This window comes from Alteromonas sp. KUL49, assembly GCF_006538345.1.
GTDB lineage: Bacteria > Pseudomonadota > Gammaproteobacteria > Enterobacterales > Alteromonadaceae > Alteromonas.
In genome coordinates this window covers 1-17911 of the sequence record NZ_BJKL01000012.1, presented here as the reverse complement: position 1 = coordinate 17911, position 17911 = coordinate 1, and the positions used below count along the sequence as shown (strand labels likewise).

General features: G+C 43.7%; 17 protein-coding genes. 8 read left to right on the top strand and 9 right to left on the bottom strand.

Going from position 1 to position 17911, the window contains the following annotated elements:
* Positions 1–97: 97 nt before the first annotated feature.
* From EYS00_RS17605 to EYS00_RS17595, 3 genes are read right to left on the bottom strand one after another with little or no spacing between them, the layout of a single operon-like run.
* The gene (locus tag EYS00_RS17605) at positions 98–985 is read right to left on the bottom strand and encodes an SMP-30/gluconolactonase/LRE family protein (protein ID WP_130638985.1); all 888 of its coding nucleotides are present in this window, start codon (positions 983–985) and stop codon (positions 98–100) included.
* Complete coding sequence (locus EYS00_RS17600) at positions 982–3333, bottom strand: beta-galactosidase (RefSeq protein ID WP_130638983.1); 2352 nt, start codon at positions 3331–3333, stop codon at positions 982–984. The genes EYS00_RS17605 and EYS00_RS17600 overlap by 4 nt, the downstream gene beginning before the upstream one ends.
* Positions 3334–3383: 50 nt before the next feature.
* Positions 3384–4004 carry a putative glycoside hydrolase gene (locus tag EYS00_RS17595; protein WP_130638981.1) on the bottom strand — a complete coding sequence of 207 codons (621 nt, stop codon included), beginning with the start codon at positions 4002–4004 and terminating at the stop codon, positions 3384–3386.
* Positions 4005–4354: 350 nt separating this feature from the next.
* Between EYS00_RS17595 and EYS00_RS17590 the strand changes: the two genes are divergently transcribed.
* From EYS00_RS17590 to EYS00_RS17565, 6 genes are all read left to right on the top strand, one after another.
* Positions 4355–5821, top strand: coding sequence for a tryptophan halogenase family protein (locus EYS00_RS17590; protein WP_130638979.1), 1467 nt, complete (start codon positions 4355–4357; stop codon positions 5819–5821).
* A 142-nt stretch (positions 5822–5963) separates the two neighbouring features.
* The gene (locus EYS00_RS17585) at positions 5964–7541 is read left to right on the top strand and encodes a serine hydrolase (RefSeq protein ID WP_130638977.1); all 1578 of its coding nucleotides are present in this window, start codon (positions 5964–5966) and stop codon (positions 7539–7541) included.
* A gap of 97 nt (positions 7542–7638) precedes the next feature.
* A complete protein-coding gene (locus EYS00_RS17580; RefSeq protein ID WP_130638975.1) occupies positions 7639–7824 on the top strand; it encodes a hypothetical protein in 186 nt (61 codons plus the stop codon).
* Between the two features lie 258 nt (positions 7825–8082).
* Positions 8083–8400: a hypothetical protein gene (locus EYS00_RS17575; protein ID WP_130638973.1), complete on the top strand. Its 318-nt coding sequence runs from the start codon at positions 8083–8085 to the stop codon at positions 8398–8400.
* A gap of 75 nt (positions 8401–8475) precedes the next feature.
* Positions 8476–9168 (top strand): hypothetical protein, encoded by a 693-nt coding sequence (locus tag EYS00_RS17570; protein ID WP_130638971.1) that lies wholly within the window; start codon positions 8476–8478, stop codon positions 9166–9168.
* Positions 9169–9272: 104 nt separating this feature from the next.
* The gene (locus EYS00_RS17565) at positions 9273–10763 is read left to right on the top strand and encodes a serine hydrolase domain-containing protein (RefSeq protein WP_130638969.1); all 1491 of its coding nucleotides are present in this window, start codon (positions 9273–9275) and stop codon (positions 10761–10763) included.
* 40 nt (positions 10764–10803) lie between these two features.
* Here EYS00_RS17565 and EYS00_RS17560 read toward each other — a convergent pair whose 3' ends face one another.
* The 3 genes from EYS00_RS17560 to EYS00_RS17550 all read right to left on the bottom strand — a co-directional run bounded on the left by EYS00_RS17560 (position 10804) and on the right by EYS00_RS17550 (position 14034).
* On the bottom strand, positions 10804–13047 hold the full coding sequence (locus EYS00_RS17560; protein ID WP_130638967.1) for a sulfatase: 2244 nt from the start codon (positions 13045–13047) through the stop codon (positions 10804–10806).
* A gap of 166 nt (positions 13048–13213) precedes the next feature.
* Complete coding sequence (locus tag EYS00_RS17555; RefSeq protein WP_207301730.1) at positions 13214–13669, bottom strand: isoprenylcysteine carboxylmethyltransferase family protein; 456 nt, start codon at positions 13667–13669, stop codon at positions 13214–13216.
* A gap of 26 nt (positions 13670–13695) precedes the next feature.
* The gene (locus tag EYS00_RS17550; RefSeq protein WP_130638963.1) at positions 13696–14034 is read right to left on the bottom strand and encodes a helix-turn-helix domain-containing protein; all 339 of its coding nucleotides are present in this window, start codon (positions 14032–14034) and stop codon (positions 13696–13698) included.
* Between the two features lie 105 nt (positions 14035–14139).
* On the opposite strand from EYS00_RS17550, the gene EYS00_RS17545 reads away from it, so the two are divergent.
* The gene (locus EYS00_RS17545; RefSeq protein ID WP_130638961.1) at positions 14140–14826 is read left to right on the top strand and encodes a cupin domain-containing protein; all 687 of its coding nucleotides are present in this window, start codon (positions 14140–14142) and stop codon (positions 14824–14826) included.
* Positions 14827–14835: 9 nt separating this feature from the next.
* On the opposite strand, the gene EYS00_RS17540 is transcribed toward EYS00_RS17545, so the two are convergent.
* Both EYS00_RS17540 and EYS00_RS17535 read right to left on the bottom strand, forming a co-directional pair.
* Positions 14836–15087 (bottom strand): Rho-binding antiterminator, encoded by a 252-nt coding sequence (locus tag EYS00_RS17540; protein ID WP_130638959.1) that lies wholly within the window; start codon positions 15085–15087, stop codon positions 14836–14838.
* A gap of 12 nt (positions 15088–15099) precedes the next feature.
* The gene (locus EYS00_RS17535) at positions 15100–16173 is read right to left on the bottom strand and encodes a kelch repeat-containing protein (RefSeq protein ID WP_242618819.1); all 1074 of its coding nucleotides are present in this window, start codon (positions 16171–16173) and stop codon (positions 15100–15102) included.
* A 187-nt stretch (positions 16174–16360) separates the two neighbouring features.
* Here EYS00_RS17535 and EYS00_RS17530 point away from each other — a divergent pair, with 187 nt between their 5' ends.
* On the top strand, positions 16361–17209 hold the full coding sequence (locus EYS00_RS17530) for an enoyl-CoA hydratase/isomerase family protein (protein WP_130638957.1): 849 nt from the start codon (positions 16361–16363) through the stop codon (positions 17207–17209).
* Positions 17210–17272: 63 nt separating this feature from the next.
* Here the strand turns inward: EYS00_RS17530 and EYS00_RS17525 are convergent, their stop codons facing one another.
* Positions 17273–17608 carry a PDZ domain-containing protein gene (locus EYS00_RS17525; protein ID WP_130638955.1) on the bottom strand — a complete coding sequence of 112 codons (336 nt, stop codon included), beginning with the start codon at positions 17606–17608 and terminating at the stop codon, positions 17273–17275.
* Between the last annotated feature and the right edge of the window lie 303 nt (positions 17609–17911).

The window sequence follows — 17911 nt, the reverse complement described above, 5'->3', positions numbered from 1 at the left end:
TTAACTTTCATAAGTGACTGATGTGCAGTTAAATATAACGTAGAGTAGTTTTCATCAAAGGCAAGGTTTGCCACAAAACTATCCACAAATATTCTTCCTAATACTTTTTATTGTGGTTAAAAATCCATACACCTTGTGGTCCGGTGGCGAATAACATTCCATTTTCATGAAATTTTAAGCCGTCGGGTACTCCTTTTTTCACAACTAACTCTGAATACACGTTCTCGGCATCTATTTTGAAAAATAGCTCTCGCTCTCCTACATCACCATCAGGGGTTAAGGGATATCGATACCAACGCATATCGGCTTCGTTAGACACGGCCACATAGAGCCATTTCTCGTCAGGGGATATACCAATACCGTTTGGATGGGAAATAGTGTCGTCAATTAAAGACAACTCACCAGACTCGGATAATCTGAAAACACCTTGGAAATCCAGTTCCTTGTTTTCATCGTCAAACTGTTTTGGTAAGCCAAACGGCGGATCGGTGAAAAATAGCGCACTCGAGCTGTGGAAAACACCATCATTGGGGCTATTCAAACGACGTCCTTCAAAATGAGAAGCCAAAGTTTTATACACTGTCGTTGGCGAATCTATAGCCGATGACATTGCTCCCACTTGGCGTGTTCGAGATTGCATAAGTACCAGCTCACCCGAAGGTGAGCGGAGTAAGCCGTTTGAAAAACCGCTATCATCCAGATAAACGCTTACGCCCTTATCTGGGTCATACATATGAACCTTACTTGCGGGAATATCCGAAAACAGCAGTGCGTCTAACTCTGGTACCCACAACGGCCCCTCAGTCCACCGAAAACCGTCTTGTATCATGCAAATTTCAGACGAACCACTTACAACAGAAGACAATTCATCATCGTAGATCTCTACATGCTCCGCTAAAGGCGCACAAGACTCGGCTAGGGCGCTGTTAACAGCGCCTATAACCAACAAACTTGATAAAAATTGACTTACCTTCCCTGCTCTCATTCATTGCCTTCCTTTTCATTATCAGTAGCCGATGCGGTATCGTTAAACCGCCTGGAATATAAATTGCGATTAACTTCCTTAACAGCATCAATTAAAGGTGCATACGGAATGTCGGTGACAGACACAAATCCCACATTGTAGTTTTCACCATCATAGGCCCTACCTGTCAATGGTGAATCTATGTATTGGAACCAGTGCACACCGACGAAGTAAGGGTTATCAATCACAGAGTAAAGATAGTCTTGATACATCTCGCCTCGTAAGATTTGGGTATGAGAACCAATCAAACCCGGGTTAAACAATCCTGAGTCCTTGGCACCTATATGAAATTCGCCAATAATCGATGGCTTATCGATGTCTTCTAGGAAGGTCCAAAACGCTTCATTTAAACCTTCTCGATAGTAGTTGTAACTCACCACATCAGCATATTTTGCCGAAGATGCTCGCAGCTCAGGAGTCATTCCCCAATCGGCAAATCGTGCACCCATATACATATGATTAGGCATATGTGCATCCACAGCATTAGCGACCACTTTGAAATATTCATCAGCATACAAAGACAGCAATGCCGAATAATCTGGGAGTGCTGCATCCACATCGAAATCGACTTCAAAGCCTTTCTCCACATCACTCCAACTATTGAACGACTGACCCCATGTGGAATTAAGAGACTCAACGGTTTCAAATCGGCTTTTAAGCCAAGCAACAAAAGCCCGTTTTGCTGGACTCTTGTCGGCGTTGAGTCTTAACGTGCCGGCGACCAAACCGTATTGAGCAGCAGTCGATGACATCATCCCCCAACTTTTTTCGTTGTCGATGAACACACCTACGCACCAAGGATTGTTTTTCACTTCAGCCGCAACCTGAGCCAACGTGACATCGGCTCTTTGTACAAACACAGGGTCAAATGGGTCAGGAATTGGCGACCAGTAGTCATTCCCTGTGCTCACAGTAGCAAAGTCACCAATGATCCAACCGTTGGCAAAGTAAGGTATGCGGGCGTCGTCATAAAAACGGGTATCTATCCAATTGCCAAACGATGTGAATCCCCAATCCAACATACGATCAACGGTAAGGGTTTCCCACTTGTCTAACACCTCGTTCATATCGGCAGTTTCGAACTTTCGAGAGAGATTTGCCATGTAAAAACTAAAGGTTTCGCCTTTAGGGATCACTCCCGTATGCACTTCTCGACGATACCCAAAGAAATTGCCTAAAGGTTCATCATAGGAAGGTAAATCTAAAAACATGTTAGCTCGTGTGTTTGATGAAACAAAACGCTGTTCGGCAGCTTCCAAGCTGACCCTATTGAGCCCTACTGAGTCCTCAGGTGTTAAGTCGTCACTAGAACGGGCTGGTACGAGAGAATCGGGTACGTCGTAACCAGTAATGGTAGAGGTATTGGCCATACGCACATTGGCAATACCCGTTGAGAAGAACAAATAGCCTTCAGGATCGACCAACGTCCATTTACCTTGATACTTTTCAGTTCTGAAATAGCCAGTTGCCTCTAACTTAGGACCTTGTTTCCAGCCGCCGTATTGACTGCGACCATCCCAAACTTCACCTGAAAGATTAGCTGATTCGGCTTGGTACTGGGCTACAAGAGCAGCATCGTTATCCACCTTGTTTTCAAAATCCATTTTCGCGTTTTGCCCATAACCGTCAGCAATACCCACTAAAACGTTTTCGTCCAATGTTGTCGGCTCTTCCAAACGAATATTGCTTACTATCAGGTGCTTGTCGTGCATAATGCCCATCAGGGTGAAATGCAACGCACTTACTTTTTCAGTATTGATGTGTCTCGTGCCCGTTCGCCAAATGGTCTGTTCGTATTCGGTAAGCCAATTTTTTGGGTTTGATCGCATGCCGGTATTCGTATCAACGTTAATGCCTTTTATCATCACATAGTAGCTGTTCGCCGTTTTTGGCGGCACAGCAACGTTTCGGTTATGACGCACGCCATCAATATCTTCCACGCCCACATGCAGAAACACTGGGATATTGGTTGGGTTTTCAATGTCCATTACAATGGCAACATTATCGGCAAAATCCATGTTCCAAGGAGATTCAGCACCAAGACGAATTGTCGGCTTATTCGCCGCTAGCGCATTAAAGTGAAGTGACAGGTGATGCTCTCCTTTATCGTCTGTGACCTGACGCCAGCTAACACCATCAGTGGACACAAATTCCGATAAACCATCGCTTCCCAGCTCAATTAGGCTTGAATTTTCTTGTGTTGCAACCTGTGTAGGTTCTGTCGAAACGTCTAGCTTTTCATTGCAGCCTACTACGTACATAAGGGTAGCAATGGCGAGCATATTCATAGACATATTGCGGATTGTCATAATTTTCCTTATCCGATATTTGGAGCAAAGTTATGGGCAGAAAATACGGCTTAACCACACGAGGAAGACTCAGACGTTGCGGTAAGCCTGATATTGCTTATCTCAACGTCCATTTTTCCTGTGGTAGTTAACTGCATAATTGAAGTAATTTTGGCAAAGTTAAGCGTTCCACCTGAAAAACAGGTGAGCGGGATGGGCAAGGTAACCCACTCTTTCGCAGGAATTTTCTTGAGTACGCTTTTTAAAGGGAAGGAAGCGCGCTGTTGCCAGTCCCACTCACTTTCGAGGGTAAGTTCAACGAGCTCTTTAGGCGCTTTGTTCACTTTGATATCAAAGGTGAGTGCGGCGTTTGATACCACAGATGACAAGTCAACCATTTGCATAGTATTGGTAATGGTTGCAGTGAGAATATTCTTGTCGATAGTCCCCCACTCATTCTTTATCCCCTTCGGCTTCCATATAAGTCTAACGACCTCACCGCGCTCTTCGTTAGTCTCAGGTCTAAGTACCAAGCTTCCTCGGGTTGTTTTTGCCTCTCCGTTATCGTCGAGTTTTTCCTGCCCGTAATTCAGTGCAAGCTCCCATGGAGTTACCGCACTACCGTTCACAATATAGTCAATAGTAGGATTGGAGTTTGCAGAGGCGAAGAAGGTAGCAAATGTAGTAGCCAACACTATTCGCTTGATTATTGCAGGGAAAGTTATTGTTTTTAGGTGCAAATTCATCATCTGTTCAACCATTATTAGTTTTGATTAGGTAAAATCAGTACATCAATAGATGAATTAATAACACTTTTTGTTAACAATTTACAGTAATCATTTACACAAATTTGATTGATGACCGCTACCTCACGGCATCAAACAAGATAAAAAGTGTAACGATAATATTCTCTTTTCAATCCTCTTGAGTTATTGTTAACAGTATACGAAAAAAGCGTTAACACCTTTTCAATATCAAGCTTAATATCAAGGTTTACTTCGACCTTGTTAGCACTTGTGAAAAGGTAGATGTAGGCAAAAGTATGAAAAAAGCAGTAAATAATGTTGTCATATTAGGTGGTGGTACGGCGGGCTGGATGGCGGCGGCAGTGTTGTCTAAAGCTCTCTCAAAAATAAACATCACCTTAGTCGAGTCTGAGCAAATCGGCACCATTGGTGTTGGTGAAGCTACCATTCCAAGCATACATTTCTTCAACGATCTACTGGGTATTAACTCTTCTGAATTTATCAAGCATACGTCGGGAACCTTTAAATTAGGTATTCAGTTTGAAAACTGGCACAAGAAAGACGGCGCTTACTTTCACGCCTTTGGTAGTACGGGTTTAGGTATGTGGGCTGCAGGATTTCACGAATATTGGCAGCGCGGTGTGGAGTTGGGCATAAGCAAGCCTTTTGAAACCTACAACATAGAAGCCGTAGCCGCCAAACGGAACAAGTTTGCTCACCAAAAAGGTGGGCTTAACTTCGCCTATCATCTCGATGCCAGTCTATACGCTAATATGCTCAAAGGTGTTGCCACCAAGCACGGCGTAACACGTGTAGAGGGTTTGGTTGAGCAGGTTACCACCGACGCTGATTCAGGTTATATCACAGGCTTAACGCTTAAGAGTGGAAGAGAAATCTCAGGCGACTTGTTTATTGATTGCTCTGGCTTTAAAGGGTTGCTGATCAATGAAACACTAAAAACCGAGTTTGTTGATTGGTCACATTGGCTACCTATGGATCGTGCCATCGCAGTGCAAACAGAACTGACTGGCAACCCTGTACCCTACACTCGCTCTATTGCGCACCATGCGGGCTGGCAGTGGCGGATCCCACTACAACACCGGATGGGCAATGGTATTGTGTATAGCAGTCAGTATATGTCTGACGATGAAGCTGAAAACATGCTGTTAAGCACTATCAAAGGCAAACCTATTACAACACCTCGCCCGATAAAATTTGTGACGGGACATCGAAAAAAGCTCTGGAACAAAAACTGTGTGGCTATAGGTTTAGCGGGTGGCTTTATCGAACCTCTAGAATCAACCGCCATTCATATCATTCAACAGGGTATTATGCAGTTGTTGAAGTACTTCCCCAGTTACGGCATTAATGCACTAGAAACGGCTCAGTACAACGATTATATGATTTCTGATTACAACGAAATCAAAGACTTCATTATTTTACACTACTGTCAAACCCAGCGAGAAGATTCGCCCTTCTGGGAGTTTTGTAAAAACATGCAAATCCCAGAGTCTTTAAAAGACAGAATGACGCTTTTCGAACAAACGGGTCGTTTTGTACAGCGCAAAGATGAAATATTTGTCGACTCTTGGTTACAAGTAATGATTGGACAAGGGCTTATACCCAAACAGCACCACCCTCTTGCTGATGAGATGTCAGAACAAGAGCTTAGGCAATTTCTCAGTCAAATTGAAAACGACCATATTCAACGTGTAGAGACGATTCCTACTCATACAAATTATCTATCGCGTATAACAAGTTAAATTAAAAATGGTTTAAACGACCTTCGACTCACAAACACTGATTCTGGGCAACTTTTACTCAGTTGCCTATTGTGGCTGTGTTGGTAACACTATATTCTCGATAGTAATCAGCTATTTGAAGCCTAGTGTTGCGAGTCCAACCATGCGAATCAAACTACTTACTTTGGTCAATTTACTCATTGCGTTTTTTGCGGTGTCATCAGCTTTTGCCAACCCGTTATCCGCCCCATCCCATTTACAGGAAAGTTTTGATCAAACCGTCATTCAAGCATTGGATACCTTCGCCATACCAGGCATGTCAGTAGGCGTGGTATACCAAGGAAAGGTGGTGAAGTTACAAGGCTATGGTTTACGTGACTTTACCCAACCTGAGCAAGTAGATAGAGATACCTACTTTCGCTTAGCTTCCACAAGCAAAGCCTTTACTGCGGCGGCCATGGCTAAGTTAGTGAGTGAAGGAAAAGTTGATTGGCAAGACAAGGTTATAGAACATTTTCCCGAATTCAGAATGCAAGACCACTGGGTTACCGGAGAGTTTCGTATTCTCGACCTGTTTACCCACCAAAGTGGACTGGTGAGCGGGGCTGGCGATGCCATGCTATGGCCAGAGCCCACCGGATTTAGCCGAGAAGAAATTTTTGCCAATATGGCGCATTTAACGCCAGTCACGAGTTTTCGCAGTGCTTATGCCTACAACAACTTGATGTACATGGTAGCAGGCGAAATTATTGCCAAGGTTAGCGGTGTGCCCTTTGCCGAGTATATTGATACACACTTCTTCAAAGCCATGGATATGACCTGCTTTGCAGGTGATATGGATATTAATAAATACAATAACCTGGCATCTTCACACGGCGATATAGACGGTGAGGTATTTGCCATTCCACGCAACGGTATTTTTGGAAAAGAATTAGTCAGTGCCGCCGCGGGCGGGATGGTCTGTAATGCCAGCAATATGGTGAGGTGGTTACAGGTTTTACTCAATCATGGACAAACTGCCACAGGCGAGCAGATCATTGACGGCGCCCAACTCGATTATATGTGGCGATCACATACCAACTTAAATGTTAGCAGCGACGACCGTCGACGGGACGACACTCACTTTAAAACCTATGGTATTGGCTGGCGCAAAGCCGATGTATATGGCTTTGAGGTGATTTCACACACGGGTACCTTGTCTGGCGTGCAGGCCTATGTTGCCTCAGTTCCCGAATTAGAGCTTGGCGTAGTTTTGCTAAATAACGGCAGTAACAGCGCTGCACGAGGTGCCATCATGCAAACCATATTGAAAGGATTCATGCCTGACGCCCCACAAATTGACTGGATCGCTGACTACCAACAATGGATGAAAGACGCCGAAGCTCGCTACTATGCACGCTTGAAACTTCCCGTGGGCACGGGTGAAGTGAATTTACCTATTATCGACTACCAAGGAGAGTTCAAAGATGCGTGGTACGGAAATGTTGTACTTTCCCTTACCGAAAATCAGTTACAGATTAGCTTCGATAAAATGGAAAACCTAAACGGAACACTTATTCCATTCAGAGATCACACTTTTGAGGTGGACTGGCAAAACAAAAATGCAGCGAGTCGCGCACTGTTGGTATTTGATGTAGACGCAAATGGCGAGGTAACAGGTTTTAAACTCCAACCGTTTAATGCAAAGGTACCTGCAAATCACAATTGGCGTGATATGCACTTTATTAAACAAGTAGAGTGATATATTTAGTTACACTGTTTCAACAGTGTTTTATGAACCTATTCTGCACTTAACGCACTAACAATCCATAACACTCTGTTTTAATGGACTAATACCCGTGCGAGCCACACGATTTTTGGCGATTTCTCTGATACTTCATGGAATCATCATCGGTGCGTTAATAGCACTTGAAAAGAAATCGCCAAACGTCACTGCTACCAATGACACCATTGAAAGTTACCTCGTTTTAGCGCCTATACAACCTGCTACGCAGCCAGCTGTAACACAGCAAGATGTACAATAACCTAATGAGATAGAAATTGAGCCACAACAGGAGGAGCCTAAACAAACCGTTACGGAATCTCAGCACCAAGAGGATACAAGCTCGACTCAAGAGGAAGCTACGTCCCAGCTGCCCGAACAGACAACGCGTGAATTTAATACTGGCGCCCCTAACGAAGACCTTACTGTTCAGGAAGATAGTGCTGCCACGCCACGCAGAAACGTTCAAAATTCTACGCAACAGTACTTTGAACAGCTTAACCAACAAGAACTTAACCGTATGGCAAGCAGTATTCGTAGTACCCCAGTGCCGATTCGGTCTAGCCCCCGAAGCACTTCCAATGAGATACAAGATAGAATGGGCAACACCCTGAGAGAATTCGCGCCAGAGGGTTTAAATATAGAAGTGGTTGCTGAATATGGTGGAAATGAGACTACCATTAAATTAGGTAAGAAGTGCTACAACGTCAGACAAACCAGCTTAGACGACAAAGTGCACAACGGAAGTTCAGTGTGGACGCTGTCTAGCGAATGTGGCGATACTAGTGGATACGCTGAACAACTAGAAGCATCACTCAACAAATATATTGATAGGTAACGTAACGACTCAATTTGATGGAATCGGTATCACACTAGCAACGACAATTGAAACATTACCAATAAGGTCTGCGAAATGGATTTTCAAACAAAGGTTACAAAGTACAGTATCAAACGGTTCGCACTAGTATTTAGTGCACTCTTTGCGTGTTCATTTTTTTACCTTCAAGCCAGCCACGCAATGCTGATACCAGATGCCCAGTCAGGGTTCGCAGTGTTCTTCGCACTGATAAAAAGCTCGTTATTGTTTGTTTTTCTTGGTGTGTCGACGTACAAGTGCCTCAGCGCAAGGCAAATACGCAACAAGATTACAACCACCACATACATGGTCATAACTATCGCTTTAGTCAGTGTAGCTGGCAACTCAATGTTTGGATATGCTGCTACGTATTCAGCCACAAAGAACGCTCTCGAAGACTCAGCCAACCCAAACACCGATCCCGAACGACTGAGAGCACTAGTGGGTTTTCACAATGCATATTATTTTGGTTATGAAATAGATAATAGAATTGCAAGCAACCCTTCAACACCGGTGGATGTTCTTGAGTCACTATACGGGCTTGAGGGGCAAATTGGTACGGATATGAGCTTGGCACGCAACCCTAACACGCCAAATTACTTGCTTATCGAACTATCCAAGCACCCCGATGAAATGTGGCGGCCCCAAATAACTAAAATACTTGCGAGAAACCCCAAGGTAATAAACGGCACCCTGTTTTTTGATGAGAACATGGTACTTCATGAGGGGCGTACTGATACAACAAACTAGATCAAATATTCCTAGGGGCTTGTTACAACCTTTTGGTATATGCGCGCGACTAACGAGACAAAGCCATAAAAAGTAGCGTTAATAATACAAAAAGTGAAAATTTCATGAAGTTAATGAAACTAGGGATTACGTTGGCAACATTCGCGGTTGCTACTCTACAAGTTAAACAAGGATACGCGACTGTATCTGCACTGTTGTCTGAATCACAAACCATCAAACTGAACCAGCTTGTTGATGAAGCGCCTGATGACCACGGTATTGTTGGTCACACTGTGATGGTGCTTGCCAACGGCAAGCTCGTGTATTCAAGAAGCAAAGGAAATACATCCGTAGAGTCAGATGAGCAGGTCAACAAGGATACCATCTACCCTATTTACTCCGTCACCAAACTTTATGTTTCAGCCATTCTCCTTCGGCTGATTGAACAAGGAAAGTTAGATGCCTCTCAACCTGTGTCAGCCTATCTCGATGATTTACCAGACCACTGGACAGACATTCGAATTTCGTCACTGATGGCGCATTCCTCTGGGTTACCAGAATTTTTCGACTTGTCGCAAGAAACCAGTGAAGATCCACAAGAAATCATTAATGCGATGAGTGAAAAGCCTTTTGCCTTTCAAACCAATACCAACATTCGCTACAACCAAACTAACTTCCTGCTATTAAAACTCATTATTGAAAAGCAATATAAGCTACCGCTAACAGAAGTCATAAACCGTGAGATTGTTAAACCCTACTCGCTCAACAGCACTATTTATGGGGGTGGCAACGTATCAGTACCCAGGCGCACTACCCATTACTATATTCGCGATAAGGGTGAGATCAGTGACTTTGGTGTTTGGCCGTTTGCTACGACTATGTTTGCCGCAACCGGCTTAAATACCTCAGGGACCGACATCGCAAAATGGTTTGAAGTTTTACTATCAGGAGACTTTGTTGCTACCGACACCCTGTTAGCAGCATGGCAACCCCTTACGCTCGAGACTGGAAGAAAAGCCACCTACTCTCACGGCTGGCAAGTCCAATCCGAATCGCAAACCACAGCCGTGGGACACTACGGTGGTAACATTATTAATGCGCGACACTTCTATATGAATGATAACCCAGCCGAAAGTGTCACCATTTTGCACTTAACCAATGGTGGATTTCACCCTTCTTTTAGCTCGTTTGATTACGCCTATTCTCTTGCAAAAATCATTAACCCCAACATAACAATGGACACTGTCGAACTCAAAGCGCAACTGATTCATAAAGCTGAAAATGATCAATTAGACGATTTAGCCGAGACATACTTCGCATTCAAGCAAAACCCAAGTACACAACACATATTTACCGAATATCTAATCAACGATTTAGCGTACCAGTTACTCGACACTGTCCCAGCAGCATCACTCAAACTATTTGAACTAAATACAAAGAGTTACCCCTTGTCTGCGAACGTGTATGACAGTTACGCAGAAGCACTATTTAGCGAGGGTAGATACCGAGAGTCGAGAGTAAACTACACAAAAGCTTTCGAGTTAGACTCATCGTATAGCCATATTCCAGATCGACTTCGGGAAATAGACGGAAAGTTGTATGAATTGACTTATTAATCGTGATGCTACCGAAGTTGTCATCAGGTTCTGAGTCGTTTTACAGTTCCACTCCATATTTACGTCTTCGGGAGAAAGCACTTATTCCTAAAATTGGGATTAACCAATAAATGCAACCACCAGAATTTTTTTTGGTAGGCGATTTATCTGTGGGTTGCATATTTGGTGTTGAGGTGGTTATTTTTAGAGTGGTGCCCGCCGACGTCTCAATTTGTCCATCTGATGCTACTAGTTCAAGGTCTGCAGAACTTTCACTAAAACTCTGAGGGACACTCAACGTATAACTGCGTAGCGCGGGATTTAACTTCGCGTTAATGTTAAGTGATTCGCTTATTAGATCAACTGACAAAATATCTTTGTTGTCATCTTCAGCTAAATATTGGATGACAATTGACTCGCCAGATTGTACTTCAAGTGACTCTGACTGAATCACTATGTTTGGTGCGACATTTACTGCGTCTATTTCAATGGCTATTTGCTTTCGAAGTATTTTCTGACCGTCTTGCACAATAAAAGCAAAACCTATGAATTGATTCGTCGAAACAGTTGGTGCAAAGAAAGAAACTTGTCCTGGATTTTCTATAAGCGATACATCTGGCCCCATAAATTGCCTGTAGCTAACGTTGGCTGACGGCGTGCTATTACGTAGCTCCCAAGTTATGTACACTCTTTCTCCCGCGCTTGCTTTAGTTGCTGAAATATCTAGTTCAATAACAGCCTCGGAAGGTATTAGCGCCTCAGGCAACCGAAATTGCTGTGCTGGTTTTCCAATGTGGTCATAATTGAATGAACCCAAAACATAGTCGGGATTGGCGGTGGGTAATGGAGTCTCGCTTCTGTCTAAATAACTCATCAATGTTGTATCTAATTTGGCGAGCACATCTGGATGTGTTTCTGCCAAGTTTTTTGATTCGCCAACATCTTCGTTGAGGTTATAAAGCGCATTAAGATGTGGAGAATCCACGCCATAGTGAAAGGTTTTAATTAGCTTCCAACCGTCTTGTGATATGGTCGCAGAGGGCGGCAGCCAATCGGGAACAAGAGGCCTAGTAGGGTAATAAGTAATAACTGGGCGGCTGTCTATTTGATTACCAGCAAGTAACGGGCGGATGTCCACACCATCAACGTGATGCTCTTGCGGCCAACTTATACCAAGCCCACCGAGAATAGTTGGGTAATAGTCTACGGTTTGAATTGGAGTGTTATTAATCGTGTTGGGAGGTGTTAGTCCTGGCCAGATCATGAAAGTAGGTACCCGTGTACCACCATCAAACTGAGTCGCTTTCCCCCCTCTCAGCGGAAAATTACTTGTTGGGTAAGTTTGTCCTAATACATTGTACATGTTACCGCCATTATCAGACGTAAAAACTATAACGGTATTATTTTCCAACCCTGCCTCCTCTAAAGTTCGCCACAATATACCAATAGCGTCGTCAAAGTGTTTAATCATCCCAGCATACGTTGCATTTCGCTGGCTGTTAAACGCAGAGCGTTTATCAATAAAATAGTCTATGTAACTTCGACTCGCTCCGAATGGAGCGTGAACAGAAAACGGCCAAAAATTCAAATAGAATGGACCATCGCTGTGGTGTTCTAAAATCCACTGACTGGCTTCTTTTGCAAGATGTATGTCTATATGTTCTTTATCCTCATTGGGTATTAAGTTTGGAGCAAATGACCAAGGTGAAAAGTATCCGCCGGCGGGACCTGAACCACTGTAATTTGGTAGGTCAATATCAAATCCATGCTCTAATGCACTAAATGGGCTACTACCCAAATGCCATTTCCCGAAATGTGCAGTGTTGTAACCATTGGCTTTTAACATTTTTGCAAGTGTTGGTAGTGCTGTGTCGAGTCTAGTAGCCGTAAGTGGTGCTGTTGAAGGCTGATTGCTTGGGCCTGCCGTACGACTTTGCGCTTTTAGTCTTACCTCATCTATTGAAATGTTTGGGTTGATTATCCCGTGTCGCGCTGGTGTCTGCCCAGTGAGTATAGACGCACGAGTCGGTGAGCAAAGAGGGCTATTACTATATGCATGAGTAAATATCATCCCTTTCTGTGCTAGTGCATCGATATTTGGCGTCTCATAAAATCTATTAAATTGATAGATTGATGTATCGTTCCAACCTAAGTCGTCTGCTAATATGAAGACCACGTTCTTTGGTGGATTTGCAATGTCATCGGGGTGCCATTGTTGAGCGCTTGCAAGTCCCCGAGCGCCCAAAAATATAAGCCCAATATATATAAAAATGACTAAAGGTTTCATACGATAGTTTTCGTACATAAAAATTCCGTCTAAAAGTCTTTCCCATCTTTGAGTGATAATAATGCCACTACATTAATATTTTCATTACAGTTCAAATATTAATAATACATCAGTTAATTTAACAGACTAAGACGAATGGTACGCATGTCTGACGAATTAATTAGGGTGCTTTTGGACTTATGTACTACAACCACCGCCTTACCTTAGCTTTATACTCGATAAATTCATCCCCAAACAATGACTCCAACGCCGCTTCTTCAGGCTTAATTTGAAACTCAGTAATATAGAGTACAAACCCAACGACACCTAGCAGGGATATAGGGCTGGCGAGGTAGACTGACCACGCCGTTAAAAACATTGCCATACCTACATACATTGGGTTACGGCTTAACTGGTAGGTCCCTGATATAACCAACGAATTCGATGTCTCGGGTTTTAGTGGATTGACGGTTGTTTTGTGTTTTCTGAAGGAATAAATGCTCAAAATATCAAAAATCACTCCTACAACGACAATAAGAACCGCTATACCTAGCTTTAACGCATAAGCCACTGTCATTGGCACTACTACGAATGTGCTCCCCCACATTAAAGCGCCAAAGATGAGCATAACTAGTGGGGGTGGAATTTTGTTATTAAGCATGTTTATTCCTTTGAATTTGCCCGAATTTACAGGCGGTCAATTTCCACTTGAAGCTTTTCTATCTCAGATAACACCTTCATAAACTTTTCCCCAAACTGGGTGACCCGATACTCGACCCTTGGCGGCACTTCGTTGTAGGCAATCCGTTCCAATATGCCAAATTCAATGTTTTTACGTAGGCATTGGTTTAACACTTTGGTGGTTAAGCCTTCTACGTGCCGTACCATTTCGCCGGGTCTATTCACCCCATCGGCGAGCATTTGATACACGGTCAGTGACCATTTACACCCGTAAATGGTTTCTACCATGTTTGCACTTTGCTTGGGTGCTGCTTTTCTTACATATTCTTTTACTTTATTTTTCATAAAGATGTACCAATAAGTACGTACCTTACCTATTTGTGCTTACTTTATTATATTTGGGTAATTCGTTAACTTATCAATAAAGAGTTACCTGTTTTGGAGAATTTTATGGCGGTCTCATCCTCAGCAAAAAATACGACATTGATAAATGCTAACTTTGATGAACGTGTAGTTATTCAGCCATCTCAGTATCAATGGGTAGATTCCCCTATGCCAGGTGTAGAGCGCATGATGCTGGACCGTGTTGGTGGAGAAGTCGCTCGCGCAACTTCTCTCGTTCGATACGCACCTAACACTGAGTTTTCGCCACATACTCATGACGGCGGCGAGGAATTCTTAGTACTTGATGGTGTGTTTTCTGACGAACATCAGGATTACCCAAAAGGTAGTTACGTTCGTAACCCGATAGGTACAGCACATACTCCTAAGATTGGCGATGAAGGCGCTACAATTTTAGTAAAGCTACAGCAATTTGATGCCGAAGATAGTGAACAGAAGGTCATCAACACGACAGTACAGCCATGGCGACTGGGCCTCGTTGAGGGGCTGCAAGTCATGCCGCTACACACCTTTAAAAGTGAGAATATTGCACTGGTCAAATGGGCGCCACACACCCAGTTTCAACCCCACCAACATTGGGGCGGCGAGGAAATTTTCGTATTAGAAGGCACCTTTTATGATGAGCACGGAAGCTATCCAAAAGGCTCTTGGCTCCGCAGCCCACATTTGAGCAAACATACGCCATTCACCAAAGACGATGGCGCATTGATTTACGTTAAGGTGGGTCATTTGTGACTCATCGTGCTACTGTCGGCCAAACTCTATTTTGTTGATATGAGGGTTGTCTACTGTGACTTCGAGTACGGCTATTTGGTTCAATGGCACCATCACATGTGTGCTATTTGCCACTAGGGTAATGCACTCTTCGCGCTGCTCGTTAACACTCGTGTCTATTCCAACGCCAGTGACCGATTTTCCCGACCTAAGGTGCAGTACGATGGGGTATCGATAGGTACACACTAGTTCAATGTAATCGTAATTTTCGCAAGAGATCATGTTTTGTACGCTCTAATGATAATTGCTGTCTAACGGAGAGTATACCGTCATCGCATTACTCGTTTGATTGCCACCAGCCTCCAATGCACCACCAATAACATATATTTGGTCACCAACGGCTAACGCCCCTAACCCATGACGAGGTTTTGGTGCTTTACCCATCTCACTCCACGTATCCGTTGCAATGTTGTATTTCCATATTTGCGCATATACACCACCGCCGTTATCAAAAAATTCACCGCCAAACACATAGATGTCATTGTTCACTGCGGCGCACGCTAAACCACCTTGAGCTTGTGGCAACGGTGCCAGAGAATGCCAGCTTCCATCTGCAAAATGATAGACTTCATGAGAGGCGAGATTCCCGCCAGCGACGGTGCGACCCGCTATAGTGTGTAGCCTATTCTGTGTGGTGACGCTACACGCACTATTTCGGGCTGTGGGCACACTTACCCCTTCAGCCCAGATTAGTGTTTCTGGGTCAAAGATAAAATGGTAGTTGACGTCAGTATGATCTATCCATTGGTTATTTCTAGTCTGGTCGATAGGCGTGCGCCCTGACACTAGATGAACTTTGTTATCATTCACTGCACTTAGCGTTTCAGCCAGTGGCGTGGGCATTTCAGCGATTTTCACCCACTCGCCATGACTCAGCTTATCGCTGTTTTCTGAAGTGTGATTAATTATTAACTCCAGTACGTCCCTGCTGTTGTGCCAAGCGCCATTCTCACCTAAAGTAAAACCACCAAAAGAAAACAGCCTGTCATTCACAACCACTAACATAGGATGATGACGAGGCTCTGGCAGTGTCGGCCCCTCGTTCCAAGATTGCTCTTCCAAACTGAAAACCACCACTCGGTCCGAAACGCCTATACCACTACTACCCACGTCTGGCGATAGGCCACCAGCAACCACAATATGATTGTTGAATACCGTTGGATATATCTCTTGAACGCGATAAGGCAGTGATGGCGCGCTTTGCCAACCATCTGCCAAGCCAGCTTCATTGCTCATAGCAGGTAATACAACAAGGAAACCAAGCGTAAGTGTGAGAATAGCGAGGACGAGACCAGTTAACTTTTTCATCAGTAAGCTCAATAACATAATGCCAAAATCCTCACTAAAGCTAGCAGCAGCATTGGTTAATTGCACCAAGTATTTCAAACCAATAAATAGAGAAAGCCCACCAACTGGACAAACCAGTTGTTGTCAACTGGGGAGATTTATTCTAGATTGTTAATAAATTGCTTAAATTAAAAAGACAAAAATAATCATGAATGACCTTCGCCTTTCCTCCATAGAAGCAAAACATCTGGTAACGATTATTAAAGATGGCGTTGCAACACTCACCATGAATACGCCTCAAAAGCTCAATGGCTGGACCATGGATATGATGATGTCAATTAAAGCGGCCATTAGCGCTGCTATTGAAAACGACACAGTCAAAGCCATTGTTCTTACGGGTGAAGGGAATTACTACTCCGCTGGTGTCAATCTATCGAGTACCATTAAGTTAATGCATCCCAGAAAGTTGCGGGACATGATTAATGAGATGAATCAAGAACTCTTTGAAATATTTCTACTTTGTCCAAAGCCCATCTTGGTGGCCTTCAACGGACCAGCCATAGGTGCGAGCGTAACATCTGCCACCCTGTGCAATGGTATCATTGCCTCGGAAAAAGCTACATTTCTACTTCCCTTCTCCGCACTCGGTGTGCCTCCAGAGGGTTGTTCTAGCGTGCATTTAGCACGTCTGATGGGACAAGAAAACGCGCAACGCATGTTAGGGCAAGAGGGCTGGAAACCAACAGCGAAAGAAGCGTTTGAAGCAGGCTTAGTACAATGGTTAGTACCCGATGATAAATTGGGTGAAGAAGCTTTCAATATCGCAAAGTCATGGGCAGATAACAATGAACCTCGTAGCTTTCTTGGTGGAAGTACCAAAGACGAACTAATCGAAGTTAACAAAAGAGAATCTATGGAACTTGCCAATGCGTTTTTAGCGACCAAGTTTCTGCACGGCCAAGCCAAGTTTCTTTGGAAGAAAAAGAAATACGTGCCAGCGCTTATGTTTTACACGTTAGTGGCATTTAGACCTTTGTGGGCACTGACCCTGAAATAGTTGATTAGCGATGTTGCTGAATAAAACAACATCGCCAACTCTTTTTAAATTTGCGAATCAGACTTATTGAAGTGTTACACGGGCTTCATAAATACTGCCATCAGGCTTTTTCATAGTTAGGACGACTACTTCCCCCGCTGGCTTTTGCAGGGCGTCTTTAGCAGTGGATGCAGAGCATCCGGGGATCTCGCAGCCGTCAATCGCAATAACATCATCGCCAATAACAATTCCTGCTTGTTCAGCAGACGAGTTTTCAACAACCGACTTAATGGTCGCTTGTTTAACTTCTGGGCTAAAAAAGCCAGATACGCTAACATCCATTTGAAAACCTTTATCACCTGGTTCTGCGGCAAAACTTGGCAGTGACAATAAGGCTAACAGCACGACTATTCTTTTCATTATTCAATTCATCCCTAAAGTGATTTGGGTGCTCAATAAAGCAAGTTCACCTACTAAGCCTATCTGCTTATTTGTTACTAAACTATTGGCTCAGCGGCACAAAATGTAACAAGAGATGATTGAAACACTGGTTTACACCCCAAACTGCTAGTCTCGGGAATGGGTTCGAAAGGTATCCATGCGCTCCATTCCAGCGCCTTCGTATTTTCGCAATAGCTGCCACTTGGGTCGTTCTAGAGTTAGCTCCCACTCAAAAAGTTGCTTGAACATCTGCCTAACTTTATCAGGTTTCTCGACAGCTAG